The organism is Ruegeria sp. SATB045 (assembly GCF_059613525.1).
On sequence record NZ_JBXWSR010000028.1, the window covers coordinates 45105 to 61653 of the forward strand.

A 16549-nucleotide genomic window follows, 5' to 3' on the forward strand; every position below is an offset into this window, starting at 1 on the left:
GAATACGCGCATGGCTCAGGTTTCATTAGAGGGCATCCGCAAGGTCTATCCCAACGGCTTTCAGGCGGTTCAGACCACCAGCTTCACCATTCAGGACGGCGAGTTTGTCGTGCTGGTCGGCCCCTCGGGCTGTGGCAAATCCACCCTGCTGCGGATGATTGCGGGGTTGGAGGAGATCACCGAAGGTGAACTGAAGATCGGCGACCGGGTGGTCAATGACGTGGATCCGGCGGACCGGGACATTGCGATGGTGTTCCAGAACTATGCGCTATATCCGCATATGACGGTGCGCAAGAATATCGGCTATGGCCTCAAGAATCGCGGCACCCTGGCCTCCGAGATCGCGGCCAAGGTCGAAGACGCAGCCCGGATGCTGAACCTGACCGAGTATCTGGACCGCAAACCAGCGCAGCTGTCGGGCGGTCAGCGTCAGCGCGTCGCCATGGGCCGTGCCGTAGTGCGTGACCCGGCGCTGTTCTTGTTTGATGAACCGTTGTCGAACCTCGACGCTAAGCTGCGCAACCAGATGCGGATCGAGATTAAGGCCCTGCAACGCCGCCTTGGCACCACAGCCGTCTACGTGACCCATGATCAGGTCGAGGCGATGACGATGGCCGACCGGATCATCGTCCTGAACGCGGGCCGGATCGAACAGATCGGCACGCCGTCGGAAATCTACCACAACCCCGCCTCGACCTTCGTGGCCTCGTTCATGGGGGCACCACCGATGAACCTGATCCGGGCTGAAATCGATCAGAAACAGGTCAAAATAAATGGGTATGACGCGTTAATGGTCGCCCCTGAGGCGTTTAGCGGCCCGATCACAATGGGAATACGCCCCGAAGATGTAGAGCTAGACGCCCAAGGCCAGGTGAAGTTTCACGTCGATATCCTTGAGGAATTGGGCGCTCATCGCCTGCTGCACGGGCGGATCGATGACCAGCCGTTCTCGGTCATGATTGGTAAAGAAGATACAGCCCATACAGGTGAAACACGGATCAAGTTGAAGCCCGAAGCACTGCGCCTGTTCGACAAGGATACGGGGCTGCGCCTGTGATTACTCAAACCCTTGCGACGCTACCTGCGGTTTCACCGAACCAGCGGGCCGCAATCCTGTCGGCGGATCGCACGGCGCAATCACACCGCCATTTGCTTGGTGATCTTCCGGCATTGAATGCTGTCCAGGTCGGTGGAACACCTAAGGCAGACCAGTTGCCGTCAGAATTCACGGTCGCCGCCTGGAACGTTGAGCGCTGTTTGTTTCCGGAAGAGACGGCCGCGCATCTGCAAAGTGTCTCTCCTGATGTCGTTCTGTTGTCCGAAGTAGACCACGGCATGGCCCGCACGGCGCAACGGCACACGACCGAGGCAATGGCGAGCGCACTTGGCATGACCTATGCTTTCGGGGTCGAGTTTCACGAGCTTGGTTTGGGCGGAGCAACCGAACGCGCCTATTGCACGGACGCTACCAATTCTCTCGGTTGGCATGGCAACGCGATCTTGTCCTCGGTTCCGTTCGAACGTACGGCGCTTATTCGACTGGACGATCACGGACACTGGTTCTGCACCGATTCCGGCGCCGCTGACCCAGAGCAGCCAAGAATCGGAGGTCGCATGGCGATCGCTGCGGTGGTTCCATACGGCCGCGGGCTTGTATGCCTGGTGTCCACACATCTGGAAAGCAATGCTGATGCTGCGCATCGTTTCGGTCAATTCCAGAAGCTGTTGCGAGCTATAGACGAATTCGCGCCCGGTCTGCCCGTTCTGATCGGAGGAGACCTGAACACCGGCAATCATATACCCCCCGCCTTTGATTGGAGGGACGAAACCCTGTTCGGATTGGCCGAATCTCAGGGCTATGATTGGGGTTTCACCGCGCCGGGTTTCACCACACGCCCCAGCCTTATCACGCCGCATCCCGAACGTCAGATGAAACTGGACTGGCTGGCTGGTCGGAAACTGACCCCGTTAGAGACAGGTATCGTGACGTCCATATCAAAAGATGGAAAGCCACTCTCGGATCATGACTGCGTCTGGAGTCGCATTACCTTTTAAGACTGAGCCGGGCGAAGTAATTCCTGACGCCCAGCTTGGCCCCGCACTTCAGGAGCTTTGCAAGGATAGACCCGCATCTGCCATATGGATGCTGAAACCTTTAGCGTTGGCAAAAGGGGTAAGAGTTTCCCCAAGGCGCTTCAACACAGCTGCATCCTTACACGCAACTTCATATTTCGCTTCGAACTTCAAATCCAAAACATCACCGGCCACCAAGGTCCCGCGACCTAGCCCGTGACCCGAAAGAACCACACGCGCAGACGTTACTGAACACTCGGCCTCGACCGGAAGGCCCAAAAATCCATGAGGGTCTGACAAATCCGAGATCGCCCGAGCGATCAGCGCGTTGTCGTCTGCAACCCCACTGGCGGAGACGTCCCCTAGCACATCAAAAGTGGCGACTGTCATGGATATCAGAAGGCGGGAACCAGAGTGAACTGCTTCACCACTCGGCTCTCTATCGCGCCACGCTGTTGCCGGACCAGCCTGGCTGAAAAATAAAAACGACAGTGCCGCTAAAACAGTCGAAAAACAAATCCTACGCACAAAAAAACCAATCAACTAACTTTAACTTAAACTGGTAGTACCTCCTACAGGTGCGGCCTTGAAGATGGAAGCCCACTATATTTGGGGAAGTCTCCACACCCAAATACCTGACAGTAAAACTCAGGTTGACATAGTCGACTAATTCACTCAGTTATCAGGCAGCCGACGCTTTCGTGGCGCCGGACCTGAATTTCTGAGATGAAAGACCTGCCCCCAATGACCAGATTGATTGCAACCACAAGCGCACTGACACTTTGCGCCGTTTCTGCGGTCGCTGCCCCGGCGAAAACTGATGTTCTGACCACTTACGCCAATATTGCCGAAGCCAAGTATCAAGACAGCCTGATTGCAGCCCAGACGTTGCAATCTGCAGTGAACGCGCTGATTGCCAACCCGTCAGATGCAACCCTGAACACTGCCCGCGCGGTATGGATCGCCGCCCGTGTTCCCTATCAACAGACCGAGGTCTACCGCTTTGGCAACGCGATTGTTGATGACTGGGAAGGCAAGGTGAACGCGTGGCCTCTGGACGAAGGTCTGATCGACTATGTCGATGCCGCCTACGGCGGGCCGTCGGATGAAAACGAGCTTGCAGCACTGAACGTCATCGCCAATCCAAGCTTTACGCTGTCGGGCGAAACAATCGACGCATCGGAAATCACACCTGAATTGCTGGCAGAAACCCTGCACGAAGCAGACGGGATCGAGGCAAACGTGGCCACTGGCTACCACGCGATCGAGTTTCTTTTGTGGGGTCAGGACCTGAACGGCCATGATGCTGGCGCAGGTGACCGTCCGTGGACCGATTATGCCCAAGGTGACGACTGCACCGGCGGACATTGCGACCGACGCGGTCAATACCTAAGCGCAGCCACCGACCTGTTGGTCAGCGATCTGGAGTGGATGGCAACCCAGTGGGCCGAAGGTGGTGATGCGCGCGTTGCTTTGACCGAAAACGAAGCTGCAGGTGTCAGCGCAATTCTAACTGGTATGGGTTCGCTGTCTTATGGCGAACAGGCGGGCGAGCGGATGCGTCTTGGCCTGATGCTGAATGACCCGGAAGAAGAGCATGATTGTTTTTCTGACAACACCCATAACAGCCACTATTACGACGGCTTGGGCATCCAGAACGTTTATCTGGGCAGCTACACCCGGATCGACGGAACGCCGATTTCGGGCGCGTCGCTGTCTGATCTGGTCACCGCGACCGACCCGGCGCTGGACGCAGAGATGAAGGTTAAGCTGGCCAACACCATGCAGGCATTGGGCCTGATCAAATCGACTGCTGAAGCCGGTTTTGCCTATGACCAGATGCTGGAACGCGGCAACGAAGGTGGCGAGGCCTTGATTATGGGCGGCGTGAACAGTCTGGTCGACCAGACCAAAACGATCGAACGGATCGTTGCGACGCTGGAGCTGGATCAGATCAGCATCGAAGGTTCGGACAGTCTGGATAACCCGAACGCAGTATTTCAGTGACCTTGGCCGAGAGGCGGCTCACCGCCGCCTCTCGGGCTTTTGAGAGCTGAATGACAGTATGACGCAGGACTACTGCCAATTAACCTACTATTATAGTCAGATTAGCAGCCTAAGGCACCATGCCATGATCGTTTGCCATTGCACGAACATCTCGGACACCGAAATCCATGCCGCGATCGACTGGATGCGCGCGTCGGACACCCATGCAGTGATCACCCCGGGCAAAATCTATCATGCCCTTGGAAAATCAGCGGATTGTGGCGGATGCATGCCACTTTTCCTAGACACGATGCGTTCCAGCGATAAGCTGGAAGTCCCCATGCAACTTCGCGCGTTGCGCAGCGAAGTATCACAGGAGAGTGCAGATGAAGGGCGACCCCAAAGTAATCGAATACCTCAACAAATCCCTGCGGCATGAGCTGACAGCGGTCAGCCAGTATTGGTTGCACTACCGTTTGCAGGAAGATTGGGGTCTTGGCCATATGGCCAAGAAAAGCCGCGAGGAAAGCATCGAAGAGATGGGCCACGCAGACAAGCTGATCGAACGGATCATCTTTCTGGAAGGCCACCCCAACCTACAAAAGCTGGACCCTCTCCGGATCGGACAAACGCCCAAAGAAACGCTGGAATGCGATCTGGCCGCCGAACACGACGCGCGCGCTTTGTATGTTGAGGCCCGCGAATACTGCCGCGAAGCCGGGGACTACGTAACCATGTCCCTGTTTGAAGAATTGATCAGCGACGAAGAGGGTCACATCGACTTCCTCGAAACGCAGCTTGATCTGTATGAAAGGATTGGCGAAGCCAATTATGCGCATCTCAACGCATCGAAAATGGACGAAGGCGAGTAAACTTTCGATCTTGGCGGTGGCGGCTTTGGCGGCCACCCCCTCACTGTCCGGCGAATTGCAGGACCTTCACCTCAACTTTCTGCCGAGAACCGAAGACGAGGCCGCGCGGATCGCCAAAGTGACCGCCCCGCCTGAAGATTTCAGCGCACCGCAACAGTTCGAAGAGTTGCCCGCAGGGGCGGCGACTGTTCGTTTGCGCACGGATGCGGACGCGTTTTCGCAACCGTCAGGCAATCTGGAGTTCGAACAGGAGCTGGACTTCAAGGTCGGCAATGGGCTTTTTAAAAAGCTCTGGGTCTCTTCTCCGTCATCGACATTGGCGTCAGATGGGCTGGGCCCGCTCTATAATGCGCGGTCGTGCCAGCGATGCCACATCAAAGACGGGCGCGGTCATACGCCAAATGGGCTGAATGACAGTGCCGTGTCGATGTTCCTGCGCATATCGATCCCCGGCGGGGCCAACCCTACCGAGATCGAAGATTACATCGCCACGCAACCTGAACCAAACTATGGCGGGCAGATGCAGGATCTGGCACTGCCCGGCCATCCGGCAGAATACCGGCTGGACATCACCTATGAGGACGTCCCCGTTACGCTTGCAGATGGCGAAACTGTCACGCTGCGCAAGCCGACATATGTCGCCGCAGATCTGGGTTACGGGCCGTTACACCCTCAGGCCATGCTTAGCCCGCGGGTCGCGCCACAAATGATCGGCTTGGGATTGCTGGAAGCGATTCCGGTCGAAGACCTACTGGCCAAGGCCGATCCCGACGACGCAGACGGAGACGGCATTTCCGGGCGACCCAATATCGTTTGGGCCACAGAATATGCGCAGCCCATGATGGGCCGCTTTGGCCATAAGGCCGGAATGCCCACGATCATGGAGCAATCGGCAGCGGCCTTTGCCGGAGATATCGGAATTTCAAGCCCGCTTTATCCTGCTGGCCACGGCGATTGCACTGAATTGCAGGTGAATTGCGTGAAGGCGCCGCATGGCGATGGCGACGACCGCACTTTCGAGATCGACCAGCAAGGCATGGACCTGATCACCTTTTACAGCAGGAATCTGGGGGTGCCCGAGCGTCGCAACTTGGGCGATCCACAAGTTCTCCGCGGAAAACAGGTGTTCCACGAAACGGGATGCACGTCGTGCCACACCCCGTCATATGTGACTCACCGCTTGGAAGACCGCCCCGAGCACAGTTTCCAATTGATCTGGCCCTACACCGATCTGTTGCTGCACGATATGGGCGAAGGTTTGGCCGACAACCGCCCCGAAGCGCGGGCCACAGGCCGGGAATGGCGCACTGCTCCTCTGTGGGGAGTGCGCCTGACACAACAGGTTTCGGGTCATACCCAGTTTCTGCATGACGGGCGCGCACGCTCGCTGCTCGAAGCGATCTTGTGGCACGGAGGGGAAGCACAGACCGCTCGTGACACAGTTGTTGCCATGCCAAAACCCGATCGCGACGCCCTGATCCGCTTTCTAGAGAGTCTATGATGCGTAAATTCGCTTTGGCCCTATCAATATGTCTGCCTGCAGTGGTGTCGGCACAGGATCGTGGGCAAGTTCTTGCGGATTTGACTGAAGAACACATACTGCCCAGATTTTCTGAATTGTCAGAGGCGACCTTTGTGCTGTCCGCAACAGCGCAGGCCGATTGTACATCTGAATCGTCTGAACTGCGCGCCGCTTATCACGCTGCTTTCGACAAATGGATTTCCGCCAGCCACCTTAGGTTTGGTCCATCCGAAGTGGACGATCGTGCGTTTGCTTTGGCTTTCTGGCCCGACACCAAGGGATTCACAGCCAAAGCGTTGTCCGGGCTGATTGCTTCGGAGGACACCGCTGTCGAAACCCCTGAACTCTTCGCTGAAACCTCGATCGCCGGTCGCGGATTTTTTGCTTTGGAACAGATGATTTTCGAACCTCATTTTTCGGACCAGGGTACCGAGGTTTATCGTTGCGCGCTCATTCGTGCCATCACGACTGACATCAACAGCAATGCCAACGCCATGTCGGAAGAATGGAAAGTTTACGCGCCATCATTGTTCCAGCCAGGTGCCGACAGCCCTTACCGCTCGGATGACGAAGCCCTGCAAGAGTTATTTAAATCGCTGGTCACAGGGCTGGAATTCACCGCCCAAACACGTTTGGGGCGTCCGATGGGGACTTTCGATCGACCCCGTCCCAAGCGCGCTGAGGCACGTCGCTCTGGCCGCTCGCTGAGGCACGTAGAGCTATCTTTGATCGCACTGAAAGACCTGGCGAAACATCTATCCGCAAACCACCCCGAAATTTCGGCCGATCTCAATCGTGCATTCGAAAAAGCAATCCTCCGCGCACAATCCTTGGATGATCCGACACTTGACGGAGTGTCGTCACCGCAAGGACGGCTTCGTATCGAGGCTTTGCAGCAGTCAATCGAAGATTCCCGTCAGATTGCCGCAACTCGGCTAGGCCCGACTTTGGGTATCAGCGCCGGGTTCAACTCATTGGACGGGGATTGACGGATGACCAACCGACGTCATTTTCTGGCCGGCCTGGTGGCTACAGGTCTCGTCCCGATGCGCGGTTGGGCAGCGGTCGGCGCGCCTGATTTTCTAGCCGCTGCGCTCTTTCCAGACGACTCCTACCGGCTTGTCGGGCTAGCAGTAGACGGTGACATTCAGTTTTCCCTTCCGCTGCCAGCTCGTGGCCATGCTGCAGCTGCCCACCCATCCCGCGCGCAGGCCGTCGCGTTTGCCCGACGACCAGGTACTTTCGCTGTGGTCATCGACTGCGCGGCAGGTGCTGAGATGGCTCGGCTGAAAGCACCCGAAGGTCGCCATTTCTATGGCCACGGCGTGTTTTCAGCGGATGGCTCGCAACTCTTCACTACCGAAAACGACTATGAGGCGGGCACGGGTCTGATCGGCGTCTGGGACACGGCGACATATTCCCGACAAGGCGAGTTTCCCTCGGGCGGGGTTGGTCCGCACGACGTGCGCCTGATGCCTGATGGCAAGACGCTGGTCGTGGCAAATGGCGGGATAGAAACCCACCCCGAGACGGGGCGCACCAAGCTGAACCTACCCGTGATGCAGCCAAGCCTGGCCTATCTGGACTTGGCGGGCACGGTGCTAGAGCAGGTCACGCTGCCAAGAGCGCTGCACAAGAATTCGATCCGCCATGTGGCGGTGCGGTCTGATGGGGTGGTGGCGTTTGCGATGCAATGGCAGGGGGACAGGACGCAGCATCCTCCGCTACTGGGTCTACACCAGCGCGGCGAGGACCCCCTCTTGTTGGCCGCCTCAGCAGCCGACCAGAACACGCTTCAGGGCTACGCCGGCAGCATCGCCTTTACTAGAGACGGCCAAAGCGTCGCCATCACATGCCCGCGCGGCAATGCGTTGCATCAATTCGACGTCACTACCGGCGCGCTGACCGCCGCTCTCACTCTTGAGGATGTCTGCGGCATCGGCCCCGGCCCCACGGGATTTGTCTTTACCACCGGAACCGGGCAGATCGGAGCCTTCACCTCCTCAGTCCGCATCTCAGCCCACCCAGACTGCCATTGGGACAATCACTTGATCCCGGTCGGCACTTGCGCGTAACTTCGTTACTTCCCGTCACATAGATTACACTTGGACGAATCAAACTGCTGCCGTATGGGCAGGCGCAAAACCGCACCCCCACGGATCAAAGGACTGACTTGATTGAAACAGACGCCCGACGCACCGCATTCCATCTATGGAGTTGAGAAATGGGGCAAGGGCCTTGTCGAGGTGACAGAGCAGGGCGAGATCGGCCTGCGAAACCCACTGGTCCCCGACGCGGCTGCGATCAGCCTGCCGGGTATTCTGGCCGATCTGGATGACCGGGGGATCAAGGCGCCGATGGTGCTGCGGGTCAGTTCCTATCTGGAACATGAGATCGCGCATCTGAACGAAAGTTTTGCCGACGCCATCGCACGCGTGGGCTACAAAGGCCCCTATCGCGGCGTGTTTCCGATCAAGGTCAACCAGCAGGCACAGGTGGTCGACCGCATCGTCGAGTTCGGCAAGAAATACAACTATGGGCTTGAAGCCGGATCGAAGCCCGAACTGGTCGTGGCGCTAGCCCATCGTCTGGCCCCCGAGGCGCTGATCGTCTGCAACGGCGTCAAGGATGCCGAATTCATCCAACTGGCCATCCTGTCCCGCAAGATCGGTTTCAACACCGTCATCGTTCTGGAAAGCCCGAAAGAGGCCGACACGGTGATCGATGTCTATAACGAGCTGGGCATAGAACCCCTGATCGGCGTCCGGGTGAAGCTGACCAACCAGATCAGCGGCAAGTGGGAAGAAAGCTCGGGCGACCGCTCGGCCTTTGGTATGAACACGGACCAACTGGTCGCCACGGTGGACAAGCTGAAGGCGGCGGGGCTGTTGCATTGCATGAAGCTGCAGCACTCGCATCTGGGGTCGCAGGTGCAGGACGTGAACGATGTGCGCCGCGCCGTGGGCGAGGCGTGCCGGTATTACACCGAACTCACACGCGAGGGCGTACCGCTGACCCATCTGGACCTCGGCGGTGGTATGGGCGTGGACTATACCGGTGAGAAAAAGGCCGCCGAGAACTCGATCAACTACACGGTCGAGGAATATTGCGCCAATGTGGTCGAAACCGTGGCCTATGCCATGGATGAGGCCGAAATTGCGCACCCCACTCTGGTCACCGAAAGCGGCCGTGCGGTGGTGGCGACATCCTCGATGTTGGTCTTCAACGTGCTGGAGAGCACGCTCTACGACGCCCCCACAGGCCCCGAGGTTGAACCCGACGATCACCATCTGGTCGCCGACCTTGCCGCCGTTCACGGGTACCTCAGCCAAGACCGTCTGCAGGAATGCTGGAACGACGCCACCTTTTACCGCAACGAATTGCGCGCCCTGTTCCGCCGGGGCTATGTCGACCTGCGCCAGATGGCCCGCGCCGAGCGTATCTACCTGTCGCTGATGGCCCGCCTCAAGGCGCTGGCGGCCAGTGAGGAACTGGACACGGATGTGGACGACCAGCTTGAGAAAGTGGCTGATATCTACCACTGCAACTTCTCGCTGTTCCAATCCCTGCCCGATGTCTGGGCCATCGACCAGCTTCACCCAATCGTCCCGCTGCAAGGGCTGAACGAAACGCCGGACCGCCGCGCGGCGCTGAGCGACATCACCTGCGACAGTGACGGCAAGATCGACCGGTTCATTCTGGCCGACGGCGTCTCGCCCAGCCTGCCGGTGCATTCCCTGCCCGAGGACGGTGAGTACTTCATGGGCGTCTTCTTCGTCGGTGCCTATCAGGAAACGCTGGGCGATCTTCACAACCTGTTTGGCGACACCAACGTCGTCACAATCGACTTGCGCGCCGATGGTGGCTTCGACCTGCTGCATGAACAAGAGGGCGATACGATCAGTCAGGTCCTGTCCTATGTCGAGTTCGACCCCCAAGACTGTGTCGCCGCCTTCCGCAAAATGGTGGACGAGGCGATCTCGACCGGTACTCTGATGGCCAAAGACCGCAAAACCCTGATGAGCGCGTATCGCGACTCCATCAACGGCTACACCTATTACGAATAACCCCCTGAGAGGAGACGACCCCCATGGGAACTTTGAGTGGCAAAACACTGGTTGTCGGCGCAGGCGGCGTATCCCACGCCGCCGTGCACAAGATGGCGATGAACTCGGACATCTTCACCGAGATCACTCTCGCCAGCCGCACGAAATCGAAATGCGATGCCATCGCCGCAGCCGTGAAAGAACGCGTTGGGGTCGAGATCAAGACCGCCGAACTGGACGCCTACAAGGTCGAAGACACGGTCAAACTGATCAAGGAAACCGGGGCCGAGATCCTCGTAAACCTCGCCCTGCCCTATCAGGATCTGGTGCTGATGGATGCCTGCCTTGAGGCCGGTATCCACTACATCGACACCGCGAACTATGAGCCCGAGGACGAGGCCAAGTTCGAATACCACTGGCAATGGGCCTATCAGGAGCGCTTCAAAGCGGCCGGCCTGACCGCCATTCTCGGGTCTGGCTTCGATCCGGGTGTGACCAGCGTATTCGCCAAATGGCTGAAGAAACACAAGCTCGACACGATCCGCCAGATCGACGTTCTGGACGCCAATGGCGGCAGCAACGATCAGGAATTCGCCACCAACTTCAACCCGGAAATCAACCTGCGCGAAGTGCTGGCCGAAGTCCGCCACTGGGAAGGTGGTGAGTGGAAACACTCCCCCGCCATGACCCATAAGGTCGAGTTCGACTTCCCCGCCATCGGCCCAAAGAACATGTACCTGATGTATCACGAGGAACTGGAGAGCCTCAGCACCCACTTCCCCGAGATCGAGCGTGCGCGCTTCTGGATGACGTTCGGCGACGCCTACATCATGCACGCCAAAGTGCTGGAAAACGTCGGCATGACTCGCATCGATCCGGTGATGCATGACGGCAAGGAAATCATCCCGATCCAGTTCCTGAAAACCTTGCTGCCCGATCCCGGCGATCTGGGCGCGGAAACCAAGGGCAAAGCCTGCATCGGCGACATCGCCACAGGTCAGGCCAAGGATGGCTCAGGCGAAAAGACCTTCTACATCTACAACATCTGCGACCACGAGGAGTGCTACGCCGAGGTCGGCAGCCAGGCCGTTAGCTACACCACCGGCGTTCCAGCAATGATCGGCGCGGCCCAGGTGCTGAAAGGCAACTGGACCGAGCCCGGCGTCTGGAACATGGAACAGCTCGATCCTGATGACTTCATGGACATGCTGAACACCCACGGCTTGCCGTGGCAGGTCCACGAACTCGACGGCCCGGTCACCTTCTGATCCGCGCGGGCGGCCCCCACGGCCGCCCTGCTTCATCTGGCTAAAAATACCTCGGGGGGGACCGGGGGGCTGGCCCCCCGGCCTCTCCACAATCGGAGACGCCTGACATGTCCGACATGATGACCACCCAAGCCGGCGACGCCGGTGCCTTTCGCAATTTCGACCTCAGCCGCGTCCCCACTCCCTGCTTCGTGGTCGACGAAAAGGCGATCGAGCGAAACCTGCGCATCCTCTCCGATATCGGCACACAATCTGGCGCGCATGTCCTGAGCGCGCTCAAGGCCTTCTCCATGTTCTCGCTCGCCCCGCTGGTGCGCCAGCACCTCGGCGGCACCTGCGCCAGTGGCATCTACGAGGCCCGCCTCGGCCGCGAGGAATATGGCGGTGAAGTCGCTACCTTCTGCGCTGGTTACAAAGACGCAGATATAGAAGAAATCCTGTCGCTGTCGGACCACATCATCTTCAATTCGCCCGCGCAAAAGGACCGGTTTCTCACGAAAGCCCAAGCCGCAAACGTTCAGGTCGGACTGCGCATCAACCCGGAGCATTCCGAAGGCGAGATCCCCAAATACGACCCCTGCGCGCCCTGCTCGCGCCTCGGCACACCCGTCAGCCAACTCACCGCCGAGACCCTGAGCGGCGTCGACGGGCTGCACATGCACACGCTCTGCGAACAGGGGTTCGAGCCATTGCAACGCACATGGGATGCGGTCGAACCAAAACTCAAACCCCTCCTCGGCCAGCTCAAATGGCTGAACTTCGGCGGCGGGCACCACATCACCCGCGACGACTATGACCGCGAAGAGCTGATCGCATTCATCAAGACTATCCGAGAAACGTACAACGTCGACGTCTATCTGGAACCCGGTGAGGCCGTCGCCTTGGACGCGGGTATTTTGGTCGGAGAAATCCTCGACCTACCGATCAATGGCATGAATCTCGCCATCACCGATATCTCGGCCACCTGCCACATGCCCGACGTGATCGAGGCCCCTTACCGTCCCGCCCTGATGGACGAGGCAGATGCAGGCCATACCTACCGCCTCGGCGGCCCCTCCTGTCTGGCAGGCGACGTTATCGGCGACTACACATGGGACAAACCGCTGGAGATAGGGCAGCGCTTTGCCTTCCTAGATCAGGCGCATTATTCGATGGTCAAGACCAACACGTTCAATGGGGTGCCCTTGCCGACCATCGCCCTGTGGAACAGCGAAACGGACGAGCTGAAGATCATCAAACAATTCGGCTATGACGACTTTAAGGACCGCCTCTCATGAGCATTTTCCTCGACAGTGAACTGACCACGTCCGAGCGCACCGAAGACGCGCGGTTCCGCGTGATCCCGGTGCCGCTGGAGCGCACCGTGTCCTACGGTTCGGGCACCGCCAAAGGCCCCGAAGCCATCATCGAAGCCAGCAACGAACTGGAGCGTATCACCGGCCATACCGAGCCCTGCGTCGAGGGCATTTTCACCGAAAACCCGCTGGATTGCGAAGGCGCCCTCCCTGACGTCATGGAACGCCTTGCCCAACGCACCGAGGCCGCCATTCGTGCAGGCAAAGTGCCAGTAACGCTGGGCGGAGAGCATTCCCTCAGCTACGGCGCAGTGATGGGCGTGGCACGTGCGCTGAACCAACCCGTCGGCATCGTCCAGATCGACGCCCATGCGGATCTGCGCAATGCCTATCAGGACGAGAAGCATTCGCACGCGTCAGTTATGCATCTGCTGGCTGAAGAAGGCATCAAACTGGCCCAATTCGGCGTCCGCGCGTTTTCCACCGAAGAGGCGCAAAGCCGTCTGAAAAACCACGTCTTCCATGTGGATGCCGAGGAGCTGGTCACCGGCAATATCCACGCCGTCGACCTGCCCGAGGATTTCCCCGAGCTGGTCTATGTCAGCTTTGACGTGGACGGTCTGGACCCTTCGTTGATGCCTGCCACCGGCACCCCGGTTCCGGGCGGGCTCGGTTACTACCAAGCCCTACGGTTGGTCGAACATGCCCTTAAAGGCCGCAAATGCGTGGGGTTCGACGTGGTCGAATTGGCCCCCGATGGCAACGCTGCGTGGGATTTCACCGCCGCGCAGATCGTCTATCGGCTGATGGCGTCCTGTTAACCTTCGGAAGTCTCATTCAATTCCATATGCCCTTCGCCCTTGTTCAATACGCGACGCAGCATGGGCTCGAAAAACTCCAGCGGCTTGGTCGGGTAGTTCGGGTCGAACGCCTTCTGATCGTATTCATGGCAGAAATAGCGGCAGTCTTCCCAATACGGGCTGTCGCGGTATTTGTCGCGGGCGTTTCGATCGCCGCCAAGGTGGTGGTTGTAGTAGTAACCCTGAAACACGCAGTGATGTTTCAATATCCAATAGGTCTTCTCGCTGACATAGGGCTTCATCATCGCCGCTGACAGCTCACCGTGATTGTATGGTGACAGGATATCGCCGGTGTCATGGATCAGAGCAGCGACCACCAGTTCCTCATCAGCCCCATCCTTATAGGCGCGGGTCGCGGCCTGCAAACTATGCTGATAGCGGTTGACCGGGTATGGCGTCCACTCCTCGTCCAGCGATCGGATCGCGTCCAGAATACGGTCGGGCAAAGCGGCATTGTACGCCTCTTCATACTCCATGACCGCATCCCAATCGGCTTTCGTCGCCTCTTCGAAACTAGTCCAGGTGGGTTTGTGGCTTTTGTCCAGCATGACACGGTCCTTATGCACATCGTTCACAACAGAGTAGCGCGGAACCATGCCTCCAAAAAAATGATTTGATTTTATCAATTCGATGAAAAAATACTTTCAACATGCAAATCACAGCGCTCGAGACTTTCCTATGCGTGGCCGAAACCGGAGGGTTCCACGCCGCCGCCCGCAAGCTGAACGTGACACAGACCGCAGTCAGTGCCCGTATCCGGTCGATCGAGGAATCGACCGGAAAATCACTGTTTAACCGCGGTGCAGGTGGCACCACCCTGACTGATTTTGGTCGACAATTCCGCCCCTATGCCGAGCAGATGCTGTCTCTGTGGTCTTTTGCTTCGCGGGACTTGCCTGCTCAATCGACAAACCGGATAGCTCTGCGTCTTGGAGCGCAACTCAGCATCTGGGATCCATTGCTTGTCGATCTTGCTGTTCGATTTGAGCAGAAACTGGGCCAGTTGCTACTGACCCTTAACTACGACCACGATCTGGACATGATCGACGCGGTCGCCACACATGTATTGGACGCGGCCCTTACCTACGAAAAACCGTCAGACACACGGATCATTTCTGACGAACTAGCCCCAGAGCGCTTGCGGCTCGTCAAATCCGCAGGCTCGGGCGGCGACCCGGTGTTCGTCAACCTGGAACTAGGTGAGGTCTATCAGGACCATGTTCGCTCAACCGCGCGCAGTGCATCGGGACAAACAGTGTTTCTGGGCAATTGCATGATGGCGCTTCGCTATATCCTGCGGCGGGGCGGGATCGGCTATTTTCCAGACTACGTTATCGCCGGCCATCTGGCATCTGGCGAATTGACGGCTGTGCCCGACGCGCGCGATCTGATGTTGCCACTCTATCTGGTCACGCGCCGTTCCAGCCCCGCGTTTGACAACATTCGGGATTGCCTGACTGATCTGAGAAAACCTGTCTAAGCCGCAGACGCCTGCCGCAGTCTGGACCGTCCTCTTACCAACGGCCTCCCTGCGATTAGCAGGAACAGACATGATATCAGGATACCGATAATTGCTGGCAAATACAGCACGATCCACAACCCCGGATCGGCAACGACAATGGGCGAAACAAAACCGCGCACACCCTCTAAAAGCACCAAAATCGTAAAGGCACCGAAAATCTGCGGCCATAGGCCAAATCGCGAAAAACTACCCAGCATCAGGGTTGCGTATCCGGCCATTGAAACGGCGACGCAAATGGCAATCCACGAGAACCTCTGATGCAGCTCCTCGATCAATTCACCCTCAGTGAACCCTTCCGCCGCTGCTATTTCCGCCCGGTTTTGAAAAAGCTCATTGGTCGGGATCGCCTCGAGGCTTCGTTCTGTCATCCGATTGGTGTTCGTTAACCCTGAGATGTCGTACGAGGCGTCCTCGAACAGTGTCGAAGAAAGCGTTTTGCCCTCTTGATCCAGGCGCAAAGCAACACCGTCCACCATAACCAGATGGATACCCGAACCGCCACTGACCAGATAGGCCGTTTTACTGGAGTAGCTCACGGGAGTTGCCTCATCCCTGCGGTCGGACACAAAGACCTCGTGCAAAGTCCCATCCAGGTCAATCCGACCGATATATACCGTGACGCCAGTGGTCGGGTGCAGAAACTCACCTTCGTTCAACAGTTGAGCGGTCACGTCGCCTGCGACTTCGGCCTGACGCAGTTCCAGCTGTTCGACCGAGGCAGGGCGCAGGAAAATACTGATCGACGCCATCATGGCGCCAGACACAAGACCAAACAGGAAAACCGCGCGCGCAAGGCGCCACGGGCTGGACCCGGTCGCCAGCATTACGGTCAATTCACTTTCACGACTCAGCCGGTTGGTTGCGTAGACGGCCGCAGCAAATACAGCCATTGGCATCACGGTTCGGATTAGCGTAGGCAGAGTCAGAGCGGTAAATTCCAGAAACACAAGCGCCGACTGCCCGCCACTGATTACCCGGTCAAACAGGCTGACCGAGCGAGTGATCCAGAAGACCCCCACCAGAATTAGAGTGAAAAAGCCGAACAGAATCAGCAATTGTCGCAGGAAATATCCATCGAAACGCGACATGTATCCTCATCCGGCCC

The 16549-nt window shown here is 58.1% G+C and carries 16 protein-coding genes; 13 read left to right on the forward strand and 3 right to left on the reverse strand.

Going from position 1 to position 16549, the window contains the following annotated elements:
* Positions 1–10: 10 nt before the first annotated feature.
* Positions 11–1057, forward strand: coding sequence for a sn-glycerol-3-phosphate ABC transporter ATP-binding protein UgpC (gene ugpC, locus AC2FNR_RS15385; RefSeq protein WP_496849872.1), 1047 nt, complete (start codon positions 11–13; stop codon positions 1055–1057).
* Positions 1054–2055 carry an endonuclease/exonuclease/phosphatase family protein gene (locus tag AC2FNR_RS15390; RefSeq protein ID WP_496849874.1) on the forward strand — a complete coding sequence of 334 codons (1002 nt, stop codon included), beginning with the start codon at positions 1054–1056 and terminating at the stop codon, positions 2053–2055. The genes ugpC and AC2FNR_RS15390 overlap by 4 nt, the downstream gene beginning before the upstream one ends.
* Positions 2056–2103: 48 nt before the next feature.
* Here AC2FNR_RS15390 and AC2FNR_RS15395 read toward each other — a convergent pair whose 3' ends face one another.
* Positions 2104–2463: a hypothetical protein gene (locus AC2FNR_RS15395; RefSeq protein ID WP_496849876.1), complete on the reverse strand. Its 360-nt coding sequence runs from the start codon at positions 2461–2463 to the stop codon at positions 2104–2106.
* 354 nt (positions 2464–2817) lie between these two features.
* On the opposite strand from AC2FNR_RS15395, the gene AC2FNR_RS15400 reads away from it, so the two are divergent.
* The 10 genes from AC2FNR_RS15400 (at position 2818) to speB (ending at position 13883) form a co-directional block, all read left to right on the forward strand.
* A complete protein-coding gene (locus AC2FNR_RS15400) occupies positions 2818–4080 on the forward strand; it encodes an imelysin family protein (RefSeq protein WP_496849878.1) in 1263 nt (420 codons plus the stop codon).
* A 124-nt stretch (positions 4081–4204) separates the two neighbouring features.
* Entirely contained in the window at positions 4205–4498 is a 294-nt protein-coding gene (locus AC2FNR_RS15405; protein WP_496850331.1) for a (2Fe-2S)-binding protein, read from the forward strand.
* Complete coding sequence (gene bfr, locus AC2FNR_RS15410; RefSeq protein ID WP_170751522.1) at positions 4446–4931, forward strand: bacterioferritin; 486 nt, start codon at positions 4446–4448, stop codon at positions 4929–4931. Before AC2FNR_RS15405 ends, bfr begins: the two co-directional genes overlap by 53 nt.
* On the forward strand, positions 4891–6432 hold the full coding sequence (locus AC2FNR_RS15415; protein WP_496849880.1) for a di-heme oxidoreductase family protein: 1542 nt from the start codon (positions 4891–4893) through the stop codon (positions 6430–6432). The genes bfr and AC2FNR_RS15415 overlap by 41 nt, the downstream gene beginning before the upstream one ends.
* Positions 6429–7442, forward strand: coding sequence for an imelysin family protein (locus tag AC2FNR_RS15420; RefSeq protein WP_496849882.1), 1014 nt, complete (start codon positions 6429–6431; stop codon positions 7440–7442). Before AC2FNR_RS15415 ends, AC2FNR_RS15420 begins: the two co-directional genes overlap by 4 nt.
* A 3-nt stretch (positions 7443–7445) precedes the next feature.
* Positions 7446–8528, forward strand: a complete 1083-nt coding sequence (locus AC2FNR_RS15425; protein ID WP_496849884.1) for a DUF1513 domain-containing protein — start codon at positions 7446–7448, stop codon at positions 8526–8528.
* 102 nt (positions 8529–8630) lie between these two features.
* Positions 8631–10520, forward strand: a complete 1890-nt coding sequence (speA, locus tag AC2FNR_RS15430) for a biosynthetic arginine decarboxylase (RefSeq protein ID WP_496849886.1) — start codon at positions 8631–8633, stop codon at positions 10518–10520.
* Positions 10521–10543: 23 nt separating this feature from the next.
* Positions 10544–11767 carry a saccharopine dehydrogenase family protein gene (locus AC2FNR_RS15435; RefSeq protein ID WP_496849888.1) on the forward strand — a complete coding sequence of 408 codons (1224 nt, stop codon included), beginning with the start codon at positions 10544–10546 and terminating at the stop codon, positions 11765–11767.
* 107 nt (positions 11768–11874) lie between these two features.
* Positions 11875–13044: a carboxynorspermidine decarboxylase gene (nspC, locus tag AC2FNR_RS15440; RefSeq protein ID WP_496849890.1), complete on the forward strand. Its 1170-nt coding sequence runs from the start codon at positions 11875–11877 to the stop codon at positions 13042–13044.
* On the forward strand, positions 13041–13883 hold the full coding sequence (gene speB, locus AC2FNR_RS15445) for an agmatinase (RefSeq protein WP_496849891.1): 843 nt from the start codon (positions 13041–13043) through the stop codon (positions 13881–13883). Before nspC ends, speB begins: the two co-directional genes overlap by 4 nt.
* Here the strand turns inward: speB and AC2FNR_RS15450 are convergent.
* On the reverse strand, positions 13880–14470 hold the full coding sequence (locus AC2FNR_RS15450) for an HD domain-containing protein (RefSeq protein ID WP_496849893.1): 591 nt from the start codon (positions 14468–14470) through the stop codon (positions 13880–13882). The two genes, speB and AC2FNR_RS15450, sit on opposite strands and share 4 nt — an antisense overlap.
* 101 nt (positions 14471–14571) lie before the next feature.
* Between AC2FNR_RS15450 and AC2FNR_RS15455 the strand changes: the two genes are divergently transcribed.
* Positions 14572–15402: a LysR family transcriptional regulator gene (locus AC2FNR_RS15455; protein ID WP_496849894.1), complete on the forward strand. Its 831-nt coding sequence runs from the start codon at positions 14572–14574 to the stop codon at positions 15400–15402.
* Here AC2FNR_RS15455 and lptF read toward each other — a convergent pair.
* Entirely contained in the window at positions 15399–16532 is a 1134-nt protein-coding gene (lptF, locus tag AC2FNR_RS15460) for an LPS export ABC transporter permease LptF (protein ID WP_496849896.1), read from the reverse strand. The two genes, AC2FNR_RS15455 and lptF, sit on opposite strands and share 4 nt — an antisense overlap.
* Between the last annotated feature and the right edge of the window lie 17 nt (positions 16533–16549).

Excerpts from the sequence above, each read along its gene's own strand:
- ugpC (WP_496849872.1), top strand. The coding sequence starts at position 11 with ATGGCTCAGGTTTCATTAGAGGGCATCCGCAAGGTCTATCCCAACGGC.
- AC2FNR_RS15395 (WP_496849876.1), bottom strand. The coding sequence starts at position 2,463 with ATGACAGTCGCCACTTTTGATGTGCTAGGGGACGTCTCCGCCAGTGGG.
- AC2FNR_RS15400 (WP_496849878.1), top strand. The coding sequence starts at position 2,818 with ATGACCAGATTGATTGCAACCACAAGCGCACTGACACTTTGCGCCGTT.
- AC2FNR_RS15405 (WP_496850331.1), top strand. The coding sequence starts at position 4,205 with ATGATCGTTTGCCATTGCACGAACATCTCGGACACCGAAATCCATGCC.
- bfr (WP_170751522.1), top strand. The coding sequence starts at position 4,446 with ATGAAGGGCGACCCCAAAGTAATCGAATACCTCAACAAATCCCTGCGG.
- AC2FNR_RS15415 (WP_496849880.1), top strand. The coding sequence starts at position 4,891 with ATGCGCATCTCAACGCATCGAAAATGGACGAAGGCGAGTAAACTTTCG.
- AC2FNR_RS15420 (WP_496849882.1), top strand. The coding sequence starts at position 6,429 with ATGATGCGTAAATTCGCTTTGGCCCTATCAATATGTCTGCCTGCAGTG.
- AC2FNR_RS15425 (WP_496849884.1), top strand. The coding sequence starts at position 7,446 with ATGACCAACCGACGTCATTTTCTGGCCGGCCTGGTGGCTACAGGTCTC.
- AC2FNR_RS15435 (WP_496849888.1), top strand. The coding sequence starts at position 10,544 with ATGGGAACTTTGAGTGGCAAAACACTGGTTGTCGGCGCAGGCGGCGTA.
- nspC (WP_496849890.1), top strand. The coding sequence starts at position 11,875 with ATGTCCGACATGATGACCACCCAAGCCGGCGACGCCGGTGCCTTTCGC.
- speB (WP_496849891.1), top strand. The coding sequence starts at position 13,041 with ATGAGCATTTTCCTCGACAGTGAACTGACCACGTCCGAGCGCACCGAA.
- AC2FNR_RS15450 (WP_496849893.1), bottom strand. The coding sequence starts at position 14,470 with ATGCTGGACAAAAGCCACAAACCCACCTGGACTAGTTTCGAAGAGGCG.
- AC2FNR_RS15455 (WP_496849894.1), top strand. The coding sequence starts at position 14,572 with ATGCAAATCACAGCGCTCGAGACTTTCCTATGCGTGGCCGAAACCGGA.
- lptF (WP_496849896.1), bottom strand. The coding sequence starts at position 16,532 with ATGTCGCGTTTCGATGGATATTTCCTGCGACAATTGCTGATTCTGTTC.